This is a genomic window from Beijerinckia indica subsp. indica ATCC 9039 (genome assembly GCF_000019845.1).
Classification (GTDB): Bacteria; Pseudomonadota; Alphaproteobacteria; order Rhizobiales; family Beijerinckiaceae; genus Beijerinckia; species Beijerinckia indica.
Genome location: NC_010581.1, coordinates 2,402,278 through 2,414,176, shown reverse-complemented (window position 1 = coordinate 2,414,176; position 11,899 = coordinate 2,402,278). Strand labels below are relative to the sequence as shown.

At 57.0% G+C, this 11,899-nt stretch carries 13 protein-coding genes and 1 pseudogene; 7 read left to right on the top strand and 7 right to left on the bottom strand.

The annotated features are described in order from the left end of the window. The first annotated feature begins 1 nt into the window (after position 1). From BIND_RS10680 to BIND_RS10670, 3 genes are all read left to right on the top strand, one after another. Positions 2-724 carry an ABC transporter ATP-binding protein gene (locus BIND_RS10680; RefSeq protein ID WP_012385089.1) on the top strand — a complete coding sequence of 241 codons (723 nt, stop codon included), beginning with the start codon at positions 2-4 and terminating at the stop codon, positions 722-724. A 1-nt stretch (position 725) separates the two neighbouring features. Beyond that, positions 726-1,844: an HlyD family secretion protein gene (locus tag BIND_RS10675; RefSeq protein WP_012385088.1), complete on the top strand. Its 1,119-nt coding sequence runs from the start codon at positions 726-728 to the stop codon at positions 1,842-1,844. A 189-nt stretch (positions 1,845-2,033) separates the two neighbouring features. Beyond that, positions 2,034-3,257 (top strand): aldose 1-epimerase family protein, encoded by a 1,224-nt coding sequence (locus BIND_RS10670; protein ID WP_158304376.1) that lies wholly within the window; start codon positions 2,034-2,036, stop codon positions 3,255-3,257. An 83-nt stretch (positions 3,258-3,340) separates the two neighbouring features. On the opposite strand, the gene trxA is transcribed toward BIND_RS10670, so the two are convergent. From trxA to BIND_RS10655, 3 genes are all read right to left on the bottom strand, one after another. After that, a complete protein-coding gene (gene trxA, locus BIND_RS10665) occupies positions 3,341-3,664 on the bottom strand; it encodes a thioredoxin (protein ID WP_012385086.1) in 324 nt (107 codons plus the stop codon). 159 nt (positions 3,665-3,823) lie between these two features. Further along, entirely contained in the window at positions 3,824-4,354 is a 531-nt protein-coding gene (gene infC, locus BIND_RS10660) for a translation initiation factor IF-3 (RefSeq protein WP_041778040.1), read from the bottom strand. Positions 4,355-4,527: 173 nt separating this feature from the next. Then, positions 4,528-5,862, bottom strand: a complete 1,335-nt coding sequence (locus BIND_RS10655; RefSeq protein WP_012385084.1) for a glycosyltransferase — start codon at positions 5,860-5,862, stop codon at positions 4,528-4,530. Positions 5,863-6,144: 282 nt separating this feature from the next. Here BIND_RS10655 and rplS point away from each other — a divergent pair, with 282 nt between their 5' ends. Both rplS and BIND_RS10645 read left to right on the top strand, forming a co-directional pair. After that, positions 6,145-6,591, top strand: coding sequence for a 50S ribosomal protein L19 (gene rplS, locus BIND_RS10650; protein ID WP_012385083.1), 447 nt, complete (start codon positions 6,145-6,147; stop codon positions 6,589-6,591). A gap of 152 nt (positions 6,592-6,743) precedes the next feature. Beyond that, positions 6,744-7,100 carry a hypothetical protein gene (locus tag BIND_RS10645; RefSeq protein WP_012385082.1) on the top strand — a complete coding sequence of 119 codons (357 nt, stop codon included), beginning with the start codon at positions 6,744-6,746 and terminating at the stop codon, positions 7,098-7,100. A 5-nt stretch (positions 7,101-7,105) separates the two neighbouring features. Here the strand turns inward: BIND_RS10645 and BIND_RS10640 are convergent, their stop codons facing one another. Then, positions 7,106-7,513 carry a VOC family protein gene (locus BIND_RS10640; protein WP_012385081.1) on the bottom strand — a complete coding sequence of 136 codons (408 nt, stop codon included), beginning with the start codon at positions 7,511-7,513 and terminating at the stop codon, positions 7,106-7,108. A gap of 9 nt (positions 7,514-7,522) precedes the next feature. Then, the gene (locus BIND_RS10635) at positions 7,523-7,885 is read right to left on the bottom strand and encodes a hypothetical protein (RefSeq protein WP_041778039.1); all 363 of its coding nucleotides are present in this window, start codon (positions 7,883-7,885) and stop codon (positions 7,523-7,525) included. Between BIND_RS10635 and leuC the strand changes: the two are divergent. Then, positions 7,884-9,291, top strand: a pseudogene (gene leuC / locus BIND_RS10630) (3-isopropylmalate dehydratase large subunit). The gene BIND_RS10635 and the pseudogene leuC sit on opposite strands and share 2 nt — an antisense overlap. 68 nt (positions 9,292-9,359) lie before the next feature. On the opposite strand, the gene BIND_RS10625 reads toward leuC, so the two are convergent. Both BIND_RS10625 and BIND_RS10620 read right to left on the bottom strand, forming a co-directional pair. Continuing rightward, positions 9,360-10,244, bottom strand: coding sequence for a DUF1259 domain-containing protein (locus BIND_RS10625; RefSeq protein ID WP_012385078.1), 885 nt, complete (start codon positions 10,242-10,244; stop codon positions 9,360-9,362). A gap of 27 nt (positions 10,245-10,271) precedes the next feature. Then, positions 10,272-11,450, bottom strand: coding sequence for an IucA/IucC family protein (locus tag BIND_RS10620; RefSeq protein WP_244396020.1), 1,179 nt, complete (start codon positions 11,448-11,450; stop codon positions 10,272-10,274). Between the two features lie 88 nt (positions 11,451-11,538). Between BIND_RS10620 and BIND_RS10615 the strand changes: the two genes are divergently transcribed. Then, on the top strand, positions 11,539-11,889 hold the full coding sequence (locus tag BIND_RS10615) for a hypothetical protein (RefSeq protein ID WP_041778037.1): 351 nt from the start codon (positions 11,539-11,541) through the stop codon (positions 11,887-11,889). Positions 11,890-11,899 lie beyond the last annotated feature (10 nt).

Below are 11,899 nucleotides of genomic sequence, written 5' to 3'. Positions count from 1 at the left end.
CATGAATGACACATCCTCTGCTGTGCGCTGCCGCGGCATTTCCAAGAGCTTTCCCGCTGGTGATGGAATCATTGAGATTCTGCATGGCATCGATTTCGATGTCCCGGCCGGCGCGCTTACCATGCTTGTCGGACCATCCGGTTGTGGCAAGACGACCCTGATCTCGATCATCGCCGGAATTATGAGCCCGACAAACGGCACGGTCGAGGTCTGCGGTCAAACCATCAGCACATTACCCGATAATGAAAAAGTCGCCTTTCGCCGCAAGATGATCGGCTTCGTTTTCCAGCAATATAATCTCTTGCCGGCGCTTACCGCTGCCGAAAATGCGGCCATTCCTTTGGTCGCGGCCGGTATGCCCCTCACGAAAGCGACGGAGGAGGCTGGCGTCATACTCACCCGGATCGGCATGGGTGACCATCTTGACAAAATGCCGAACCAACTTTCCGGCGGCCAGCAACAGCGCGTCGCCATCGCCCGCGCCTTTGTCCATTCGCCCCGTCTCATCGTTTGTGACGAACCTACGGCCGCGCTCGATGCTGGAACCGGCCGGACCGTGATGGAAATTCTCAAGGAGGCGGCCGTGACGCCCGATCGCGCGGTCATCGTTGTCACCCATGATTCCCGCATTTTCCCTTTCGCCGATCATATCGCCACAATGGAAGACGGCCGCATACGTTCTGTCCGGTCCGCTCCGTTCGGCCAGCTTTCGGAGGTCGCTTGACATGAAGCCGTTCTCCTTTTCCGTCACCAGACATGGCATTCCCCTGTTTGCGATCGTGATGATAGGCTTTGCCGGCTGGACGATTGCTTCGACAATGCGCCCGCGATCGGTGACCTCGCCGCCGATCGCCGCGCCGACGCAACCCTATGAGAAAAATGTCTCGGGCACCGGTATTGTCGAACCTGCAAGTGAGGTCATGGCGCTCGCCATCGAACGCGGCGGTGTCGTGACCAGCGTTGATGTTGTGGCGGGTGATCACGTCCGGTTCGGACAAAAACTCTTTTCGATCGATGCACGCAATTATCAGGCGGCCGTTGATCAGAATGAGGCAGCGGTTTTAGCCGCAGAGGCCGCGATCGGGTCCATCGATCAGAACATTCTTCTCCAGCGCGACGCGATCAATCAGGCTCGAGCGAATCTCAATGTGACGGAAGCGGAGCGGACCCGTGCGTCTCTGGATCGATCGCGCTATGCCGCGCTCGTGCGTAATGATTGGACGCCGCGCCAGCGCTATGAGCTCGCCACCGCTGATGCTGACAAAGCGGATGCGAATGTCATCGCCGCGAAAGCGGCGCTCGCCAGCGCTGAGCAGCAGATCGAGGTTCTGTCGGCCCAGCGTCGCGAGGCTGAGGCGAGACTGGCCCAAACCAAGGCTTTGCTCGAGGGGGCAAGGGCTGACCTCGATAAGACCGTGGTCAAAGCGCCGGTTGAAGGTGTGATCCTCAAGGTCAATGTCAGGCTTGGTGAATATGCCTTGGCGGGCGTGCTGAATAATCCGCTCATGACAATGGGGACTGTCGATCCGCTGCATGTTCGAGTGGATATCGACGAAGCTGACGCCTGGCGCGTGCGGTCAGACAGCCCCGCAACGGCCCGTATGCGCGGCAATCCCAGCATTGCGGTGCCGCTCTCTTTCGTTCGTTTCGAACCCTATGTGCTGCCGAAACGCTCCCTCTCCGGCGATACATCCGAGCGGGTGGATACGCGGGTTCTCCAGGGGATCTACGCCTTTGCACCACAAGATTTCCCGGCCTTTACGGGGCAGCAGGTCGATGTGTTCATCGAGGCTCCAAAGCGGGACGGGGATGCGCAAAGGCTCGCCACATACAGGAATGATTGATTTTGCTGATTGCGCATTATTATTCACTATGATTTAATAAAAGAAGCTCGATCGCGCTTCAGCTCAATTCCTCTTTTAAAGAGGTCAATACCAAGCTGCCACCGGCGGGATCTTGCCTTCATAACGAACGCGTTAATCGCGATGCCGCTACTTGCGGTAAAAAATCAAAACGGGGGGAAGCCTGCATTGTTGACCGGAAGATCATTTATCATCGGTACCATGGGTGCCTTGCTCTGGAGTCTTTCCGCCTTCGCGGATGAAACTATTCTCACGAGCGCCAAGAAGAATATCCATCTTGACGAATGGAGCGCCACAAGTCCTGCGGGATCGGCTCAGACATGGAGCGTGAAGAAGGTCACGCTGCATGGCGGCAAACAGGAAGGGGTCGATCTCATCACGGTCGACAATGGCAAACTCAGCTTTTCGATCGTTCCAACGCGCGGCATGAGTGCCTTGCGTGCCCAGATGGGTGACATCCGTCTCGGATGGGACTCGCCTGTCAAGGAGATCGTCAACCCCGTTTACATCAACCTTCTTGCGCGCGATGGAGTCGGCTGGCTCGACGGCTTCAATGAATGGATGCCGCGCGCCGGTATCGCCTGGGCTGGCCATCCCGGCAAGGATGGCGCGAACACACTCACTCTGCATGGCCAGATCGGCAATATTCCAGCATCCGAAGTGTCCGTCAGCATCGAGAAGGGCAATCCTGGGCGGATTGTCGTAAAGGGGCTGGTGAACGAAATCTCGATGTTTGGCTCAAACTTGACGCTGAATTCCGAAGTTTCGACGGAGATCGGTTCCAATCACATCGTCTTCAACGATTCGATCGTCAACAATGGGACGAAGCCGCAGGAATACCAGATCATCTACCATAGCGATTACGGCGAGCCGATCCTGGAGGGCGGTGCTAAATTCGTCGCGCCCATCAAGGAACTGCGCCCCTTTGACGGCGTGGCGGCGAAAGCGATTTCGACATTTGACAGCTATCTGGACGCCAAGCCGGGTTTCACCGAGGAAGTGTTTGGCATTGTCCCCTATGGCGACGCGAATAATCGGACCAGCGTTCTGCTTCACAACGCTGCTGGCGATAAAGGCGTCTCTCTCACCTATGCGATCGACGGACTTCCCTATTTCGCGCTTTGGAAAAATACGGGTGCGAAAGGCGAGGCCTATGTGACAGGTCTCGAGCCGGCCACGAGCTTTCCCGCCAATCGCAGCATCGAACGCAAGGCGGGCCGTGTCCCGACGCTGGAGCCGGGAGCCTCGCAATCCTTCACGGTCGACTTCGCCATATTGAGCGGCAAGGACGCCGTGAATGCTGCCGTGGATAAGGTGAAGGCGATCCAGGCCGGGCGTCCGACAAATGTGAATACGGAGACGATCAAGCCCTGCTGCCTATCGGTCGTGAATTGATCGAAATCCGGGCAGCGCATCAGGCCTAAATGGGATACAGAGCATCGGACTCAAACATCCGATGCTCTCAATGTGAACTTTCATCAGGCGATCGTTTCAAGAATCCAGGCACGCAGGGCGTCCTTGGTATAGGCGCCAATATCCTGCGCGGCGAGCTCGCCATTTTTGAAGATTTTGAAAGTCGGGACGGAATGGATGTCTTGGAGCGCCGTCGTATCCGGATTCTCGTCGATATTCAGCTTGGCGACGATAACCCGGCCTTGCAATTCATCGGCGAGGTCTTCGAGAAGAGGGGCGACAGCGTGGCAGGGGCCACACCAATCCGCCCAGAAATCCACAAAAACGGGAAGGCCCGCGTCGATGACAGCGCGGGCGAAGGTAGCGTCAGTCACTTTCAGGCTTGGCATCTCTGCCTCTAACCTCAGCGGCCTTGCATGGCTAAAGCCACGATTGATTTCGCCTTCGACGCAAAACCAATGCTGCTTTGAATTTTAAAATATAAGCAAACTTTGAGAAAAGTTTGCTTAAGGGGCTGTGCGGGATGCCTTGTTCTCAGGGCAGAGAAATCACGTCCGCGGTGCGAGCACCATGATCATCTGACGGCCTTCCATAGAGGGTTCCGCCTCGACCTTCGCGAAAGTGCCAGTTTCGGACTTCACCCGTTCGAGCAGGCGGAAACCGAGATCCTGATGGGCCATTTCACGGCCGCGGAAGCGCAGCGTGACCTTGACCTTGTCACCTTCTTCGAAGAACCGTTTCACGGCCTTCATCTTGGTGTCGTAATCATGCTCGTCGATGCCGGGCCGCAGCTTGATTTCCTTGATCTCGACGATCTTCTGTTTCTTGCGGGCCTCGGCGGCTTTCTTTTGTTCGAGAAAGCGGAATTTTCCATAATCCAGAATCTTGCAGACTGGCGGCGTGGCATTGGGCACGATCTCAACGAGGTCGAGTGAAGCCTCGTCGGCCAGGCGTTGCGCGTCTAGAATCGGGACGATCCCGCGATTGTGCCCTTCGGCATCGATCAACTGGATCTCACGGACGCGAATGTCGTGGTTGATACGGGGTCCATCCTTCTGCGGAACAACGGGGGCTTTCATGGGACGGCGAATGGGTAAAACTCCTATCTTGTCAAACGAACCCGTCCGCGACGCAAAACCCGGCAAGGAACCCAATTTGTCCTTGTAATGGGGCTTCGACGGAAAGGGCCCAGTAAAAGATCGGGTCATTATTGCAAGATGTCAATAAAGACCTCTTTCCCGAGTAGAATTAATTATTCTTCCCCGCTCGGGAACAGAGAGCCATAGGCATCAAGCGTTGCCCGACACATTTCATCGAGTGAGAAATGGGCCTCGACATGACGCCGGCCACGTTCTCCAAGCAGGCCGCGTGCCGTGGCGCCGAGCGAAAGGACCTCGCCGAGCGTCGCGGCCAGCGCCGCGGCATTGCCTGGCGGCACCAGCCAACCGGTGCGCTCCGCTTGATCGACCTGCGGCGGCGCCAGAATGATTTCTGGCGCGGCACCCAAAGCCGGGAGGATCATCGGAGTGCCCATCGCTTGGGCTGCAATGGCGAGGGGACCGAATCCTCCGGGCCGTGCGATAGGCGCGACGACAGCGGCGCTCGCAAGCAAGGCGGCTGGAAGATCGGCCTCCCTCTTGGCGCGTCGCATGATGCCGGAGAGGCCGGCAGCGCTGATCTTGCGATCGAAATCCTTGGCGGCTTGGCTATTGGTCAGGATCTTGATCCGCGCGCTGCTGCCGCCATGCTCCTGAATTTTGTCTTGATCTTGTTCGCGACCCCTCTCCTGGCCGCGCCCCAAAGGCGGCGTGGCATCGCCAGTCAGGATGAAAACGACCCCTTCGAGGTTTTGGGCGCGAAGGAGGCGGGCTGCCTCAATGAAGGGCGGCTCATCCGTCCCGCCGCCATCCTCCCTTGAGAGATCGGAAAAAGGGTCGGTCAAAAGCACCGCTCGTTGATCCGGTGTAATGCCCCAGGCCTGTCGCAGAGCCTGAACCCGGGCGGGATCGACACTCTGAGGGGCGAAAACCTGGAAATCGATACCTTGGGGGATGACCTTGATCCGGGTCCGAGCCTGTGGATAGCGGGCCTCGATCCGCCGCGCGCTATAATGGGAATGGGCGATAATGCAATCACCCCGCGCCATGACGGAATTATACCGCTGCTGTAAGCCGATGCCTTCGGTATAGCCACTGTGGAAGGTGGTGACGAAAGGCGTTTTGGTCCGCCGTGTCGCGCCATAGGCAACCCAGGCGGAGGCCCGCGAATGGGCGTGGACGAGATCCACTTTTTCCATTTCGATCAGGCGGGCGAGCTTACGTATGTTGAGCAGCATGGCGAGCGGATCGCGCGAGGCGGCAGGGAAAGGGATCCAGAGCCCGCCCATGGCCTGCAACGAACTGACCAGCCGTCCCCCCTCGCTGGCAACGAGGGCCTTGCCACCTGCCTCGGTAATCGCGGCCGCGATTTCGAGGGCGATATGCTCTGTGTCGCCGCCCACGAGGCTGGGGACGATTTGCAGCACGGTTCGGCGGTTCAGCGGATGCCTTGCGCGATCGAGCAGGGGAGGGAACAGGGGCTGGCGCATCAGGGGCAGGTGTCGACCGTCATGACGAATGTCCGATAGATGTAACGAAATCGGCGATGGGAAGACAATTCTTGAGTAAAGACAAAGCGGATTAATTCACACTCGCGCGCCCTTGACGAGCCGGAATTGACGAATAGAGATCGGCATCCCGGAATCGGGACGAGAGGTCTTTGGTTTTTCTCTCGACAAGAAAACCACCCTTCTGTAAAGATCAGGTTTCAACTTAGAACAGCGCACCGAAACGCTCGCCCTTCACGGCGAAACGGCTCAAAGGTCAACTCCATGAATATTATTGAAACTTTGGAAGCGGAACAGGCTGCCAAACTGCTGGCCAAACGTCCGATTCCGGCTTTCCAGCCTGGCGACACCGTGATCGTCAACGTCAAGGTCAAGGAAGGCGAACGGACTCGCGTCCAAGCCTATGAAGGCGTTTGCATCGCTCGCAATGGCGGCGGTCTGAACGAGAGCTTCACGGTTCGCAAGATTTCCTATGGCGAGGGCGTCGAGCGCGTCTTTCCGATCTATTCGCCGAATATCGATTCCATCAAGGTCGTCCGTCGCGGTAAGGTCCGCCGGGCGAAGCTGTATTATCTGCGTGATCGTCGCGGCAAGGCGGCTCGTATCGCCGAGAAGATGGAAACCCCGGCTGCAAAGGCCGCGCGCGAGGCCGCCAAGAAAGAGGCCAAGGCCGCCGCTAAGGCCAAGAAGGCAGCGTCTGCGGCCGAATAAGATCATGCAGAGAGTTCGCGCGCATGACATGCGGGCTCTCCAATGTTGCTTTCCCCGGTGGCTGATCGTCGGGGAAAGAGCGCTCTTAAAGAGCAGCCCGACGATCCTTGCGGCCGCTGGGCAAGATTATGTCCCGCGCTGGGATTAACACCATGGCCGAGTTCGACGATAAGGAAGAAGACGAACGCCCTCTCGAATGGGATGAGGCTCTGGCCGCCGAACTTGTCGGCAAATATGTGATTGCCGGTTTCATTCATCTGGAACGGGATGGAATCTCCGTCCGCGAAAAAAGGCAAGTGCATGGCGTCATTCTCGACGCTCAGCGCGATGAGGGTTTTCACCTCGCCTTGCGCGGGCATGGGCTTGGCGAGACGATCATCTTGCCGCCCAATACCAGCGCCTTCGTGAAGCTCAGCCGTGGCCGTTACCGTCTCAAGGGGACAGATGAAACGGTCAGCAATCCTGATTATACCAGTCTCTGGACGATCAAAACGCCCGTTTTGCACTGATTGGCTCAGAATATTGGCGCGTTCAGAATCCAGCGATGGCCGAATGGATCGCGCAGAGTGGCGACGCGCGTGCCCCAGAAAGAATTCATAGGATGGACCTCACCCTTGGCGCCGAGGCTGGTCGCCTTGGCGAATGTCTCGTCCACGAGCTTGGATGAGGGGAATTCCAGGCTGATAGAACAGGTCGCGGGCTCTCCTGGTATGGGCATGCGTGTATTGCCGAATTCCGGAAAGGCGTCAGACAGCATGATCGAGCCGCCATTGATCGCCAATTCGCAATGCAGGATGCGCACCCCATCGAGTGCGGGCATGAGCGCTTTCTGCTGCGCGCCGAAAACCGATATGTAATAGGCGATTGCTGCCATGGCCGGAGTAACGGTCAGATAAGGCGCGACGGGCGGACGTTGGCTCATGCGGTTTCCTCAGACGGCGGAGCGGATTTTAGCGCTGGAATCTGACTGATTCTCTCTTTGCTCTTTGGTGTAATACCAAGCGTCGCAAATAGCGACTCTTGCTTGTGGCGTTGAATTTTTTCTTTTTTCGAGAATTTTTGTTTTTAAGAGGATCATCGACTTGGAAGGGAATCGCAGATGAATTCTCGGCCAGTTGTCGAAAATGTGCCCGGCGATAGAAAGATTGCTGTCGCCTCTTTCGCTGAATATGCGATAGAGGGCGCATATGGAATGAATTCGATGCCCGCCGGAACACCAAGCGTGCAGGATAGGCTCGACTTCGCTACCAGCCCTAACGATTCCATAAATGAAGAGGACCGACAGGACAGCCATGGCGCAACCGCGTACCCTCTATGATAAAATCTGGGATGATCATGTGGTCGAGACCCAGGCCGATGGCACGAGCCTTCTCTATATCGACAGGCACCTCGTCCATGAGGTGACGAGCCCGCAAGCCTTCGAGGGTCTGCGCATGGCTGGCCGCAAGGTTCGCGCGCCCCAGAAAACCTTGGCTGTCGTTGATCATAATGTGCCGACCACCGATCGCAGCCATGGGATTGAAGATCCCGAAAGCCGGATCCAGGTTGCCCAGCTTGCCGCCAATGCGGCTGAATTCGGCATTGAATATTTCGATGCGCTGGATCATCGGCAGGGTGTCGTTCATATCATCGGGCCGGAGCAAGGGTTCACCCTGCCGGGCACGACGATTGTCTGCGGTGATAGCCACACCTCGACGCATGGAGCCTTTGGCGCCTTGGCGCATGGCATTGGTACGTCCGAGGTCGAGCATGTGCTGGCGACACAGACATTGATTCAGGCCAAGGCGAAGAACATGCGCGTTCTCGTCGATGGCGTTCTGCCCGATCACGTCAGCGCCAAGGATCTCATCCTTGCGATCATCGGCCAGATCGGCACGGCGGGCGGTACTGGCCATGTCATCGAATATGCTGGCGAGGCGATCCGCGCCCTTTCGGTGGAAGGCCGTATGACGGTCTGCAACATGACGATTGAGGGCGGCGCGCGTGCCGGCATGATCGCGCCGGACGCCAAAACCTTTGCCTATCTGAAGGATCGTCCCAAATCGCCGCGCGGCGCCGCCTGGGACGCGGCCGTGGCCTATTGGGAAACCCTGCATTCCGATGAAGGTGCGGTTTTCGATCGGGAAATTCGTCTCGACGCAGCCAATTTGCCGCCGACCGTGACTTGGGGCACGAGCCCTGAGGATGTCGCGTCCATCAATGGCGTGGTTCCCTCGCCTCAGGACGCAACGAGCGAGGCGAAGAAAGCCTCGATTGCCCGTGCCCTCGAATATATGGGCTTGAAGGGTGGCGAGAAACTGACCTCGATCGCCATTGATCGCGTGTTTATCGGCTCCTGTACCAATGGCCGGATCGAGGATTTGCGGGAAGCCGCGAAAATCGTCCAAGGCAAGCATATTGCTGCTTCGGTCAACGGTCTCGTCGTGCCGGGGTCTGGCTTGGTCAAGGAACAAGCGGAAGCTGAAGGTCTCGATGTGATCTTCAAAGCGGCGGGCTTTGAATGGCGCGAACCTGGATGCTCGATGTGCCTTGCCATGAACCCCGACAAGCTTGCGCCTGGCGAACGCTGCGCCTCCACGTCCAACCGTAATTTCGAGGGACGTCAAGGCTTCAAGGGACGCACACATCTCGTCTCTCCGGCCATGGCGGCGGCAGCCGGTATTGCCGGCCATTTTCGTCGACATTCGCGATTGGCACTAAGATAAAGGGAGCCATCCCGCGTCGATCGAAGCGGGATGGCTCCAGCTTCTCATGAACTCTGCCTCGCATTAGCTCTTGGCGATATTGACCTTGCCGAGCGCCTCTTTGAGCCCGCGCGCAAGTTTGATTGCATCATCAGCGGCCCAGAAATGCATGAAAAAAAGCCGAGGCTGGTCGTCCAACATATGATTGTGGATCGCTGTCACCTCGATGCCGTTCTCTCGCAGCACGAGCAGAACCGGATTGACCTCTGAGGCGATCAGCACGAAGTCGCCGGTGATTGCGGCTCTGCCATTACCCATGGGCTGAAAGTTGATGGCGATGCCGCTTCCCATCGAGGCGGGAATATTCATGCCGCCATCCGTGATCATCTCGGCGCGGGCGATCGTGAATTGATAGACGCCACCATTGGCTTTGCCCTGAGCACCAAGAAGCTTATCCAGTGCAGTCGTATCGAGCTCAAGAGCTTGCGGCTGTGCTCCAGGGGGCGCCGCCTCGAGCGGCGTCTTGCTCATGGCGAGAGCCTTGTGCAGGGCTTCCGCCAGCCTTACGGCGTCACCATGCCCGGCAATATGCATATACAGAGGCATCGGTTCAGCGCGCAGCAGATGATTGTGAAGTGCAGTAATTTCGATTCTGCTTTCCGCAAGACTTTTCATGACTGGATTGGCCTCGTCTTGTGTCAAGACGAGGTCGCCCATGACCATGGCCTCATCGCCATTTTCCCGGAAAGCGAGCCATGAGCCGAGCGCCAGCGCTGGCTTGATCGTGACACCATCGACCGTGATTTCGAGATCCGATCGGGGCAATCCGACGCGATAGACGCCTTCCGGTAGCTCCGTGCCGGATTTTCCGAGCGCTCGCGCGACTGCGCCCCAATCGGGCTTGGCATGAGCTGATGTAAAGGCGAGCATCACTAACAAAGCGGTACATGCCGCAAGCTTTGCACGCATCGAAACCTCCCTTTTCACTTTTTTGTTCTATCGCCATTCCGGCGTTCGCCGCATGTCTTCAAGTGCGAATTCGCGACCCGGCGGCGGCTCCTTCGAGAAGTAGAACATTGTTTGCGCGGGGAAAAACCTTTCGGCCTCGGGAAAGGACCGGTGAAAGGCTTTGCGGACCTGGCTCCGGACGGCGTCTTCGTCCACGCCATAAAAGCCCTTCAAAAGCGCGAGCAGATAATCGAAAAATCCATGACCGATAAAGCGGTCGTAGATGAGGCTGTAATATTGCTCAATCACATGACCCTTGTCGGCGCTGAGTCCCTTTCCGAGAAAGGGCATTTCGAGATCTGCACGGCGCCTCGTCTCCATGTCGATCCAGACATCGAAGTCGCGATGAACAATTCTCCGGGGCCTGAAATCCCGGTCGATCTCGAGAAGCGTATTTTGTGCATGCGACTCGAACAGTAAACCTCGGCGGGCGACGAGGCACCAGCATTCGATAACAGGGATAAAGATTTCATTGATGACGAATGACACAGGTTCGGCATCAAGCCGCTTGATCATTTGTATCAGCAGGGGAAGATCATCCGGCTGGTTGAAGTCTCTTCCAAAAAGGGCAAAGCAGGGGATGAGGAATCGTCCTTGGATGATCGGATGAGGAATGGTTTCCCTCACCAGGAAGCCCCAGGCGTTCTCATCTCTGCCGATTGTGAACCCCAAAACGTCCGGCAGATAAGCAAATTTATCGAGGTGAAGCTGTGCGACATCCCTTGTGACGGCAATACTGTTTTCAATGTTTTTCCGCATAAGCCTGCGATTGAAGCGGGAGATGAGGACAGGATAGTGGAGCTTGAGGAAATGCGGCGGGACATGCTCGTCGTGCTCTAGCGTCAGCACAGTCCTGGTCGAGGCGGTGGGAGCCACCCTGATCGGCGCCTCACGAGGGAAGGCGCGGATTTCATTGAGATAATCGATCCCTGCGGTCGTCCATGTCTCTGGATGCACAGCGAACAAAATGCCCTGTGGCCGCACATAATGATTCAGAAGGCTCAGTGAAGGATCGGCCTGGAAAATGGTCACCTGTTCCTTGGGCACGTTGACAGTCAAAAGATCGAAAGAAGGTCGACCGCTTTCTGGCTGATAGCAAGGTGCAGCTTCCGTCCTTGCTGCAAAAGGGCTGTAAGTCTTCGTGCCCTTGCCAACATATCTTTCCATCGTGAGGAACGATTGGTCTTCGCGGATAACGGCTTCGAGCTTCATGAGACCGTCTCTCTCTATCAGCGAGCCCCACGCTTGATCAGGATTGCGCGCAATCATTCCGGCTCTGATTGAGTTCATGCCCTATTGGGCCGCGTGGCTGTGGCTGATCGTCCAGCGGATTGCGGCGTTCTGGCCTATGAGTGTCCGAGCCTTGGATGATCGCCGCAAGCGTGACGATCATGGGATCACGATTGAGACCCTATTGGACGACGAATGTCTCGAAACGGCAACCATCGCCTCCATGGATCCGTTGACGTCTCGATGTCGAAAGGTGTCGCGCCCGGCGAAGGTTTGGACTCGGAGCACGGCTCTTTCATCCACTCTCGCCCTTAATTTCATGCAAGCAGGTTACATCCAAATCAAAAAAGATACAAGTGTTGCATTTTATATGTAAAATGATATAG

Excerpts from the sequence above, each read along its gene's own strand:
- BIND_RS10680 (WP_012385089.1), top strand. The coding sequence starts at position 2 with ATGAATGACACATCCTCTGCTGTGCGCTGCCGCGGCATTTCCAAGAGC.
- BIND_RS10640 (WP_012385081.1), bottom strand. The coding sequence starts at position 7,513 with ATGAGCCAACGTCCGCCCGTCGCGCCTTATCTGACCGTTACTCCGGCC.
- BIND_RS10655 (WP_012385084.1), bottom strand. The coding sequence starts at position 5,862 with ATGCGCCAGCCCCTGTTCCCTCCCCTGCTCGATCGCGCAAGGCATCCG.
- infC (WP_041778040.1), bottom strand. The coding sequence starts at position 4,354 with ATGAAAGCCCCCGTTGTTCCGCAGAAGGATGGACCCCGTATCAACCAC.
- BIND_RS10645 (WP_012385082.1), top strand. The coding sequence starts at position 6,744 with ATGGCCGAGTTCGACGATAAGGAAGAAGACGAACGCCCTCTCGAATGG.
- rplS (WP_012385083.1), top strand. The coding sequence starts at position 6,145 with ATGAATATTATTGAAACTTTGGAAGCGGAACAGGCTGCCAAACTGCTG.
- BIND_RS10635 (WP_041778039.1), bottom strand. The coding sequence starts at position 7,885 with ATGGCTGTCCTGTCGGTCCTCTTCATTTATGGAATCGTTAGGGCTGGT.
- BIND_RS10675 (WP_012385088.1), top strand. The coding sequence starts at position 726 with ATGAAGCCGTTCTCCTTTTCCGTCACCAGACATGGCATTCCCCTGTTT.
- BIND_RS10620 (WP_244396020.1), bottom strand. The coding sequence starts at position 11,450 with ATGGAAAGATATGTTGGCAAGGGCACGAAGACTTACAGCCCTTTTGCA.
- trxA (WP_012385086.1), bottom strand. The coding sequence starts at position 3,664 with ATGCCAAGCCTGAAAGTGACTGACGCTACCTTCGCCCGCGCTGTCATC.
- BIND_RS10625 (WP_012385078.1), bottom strand. The coding sequence starts at position 10,244 with ATGCGTGCAAAGCTTGCGGCATGTACCGCTTTGTTAGTGATGCTCGCC.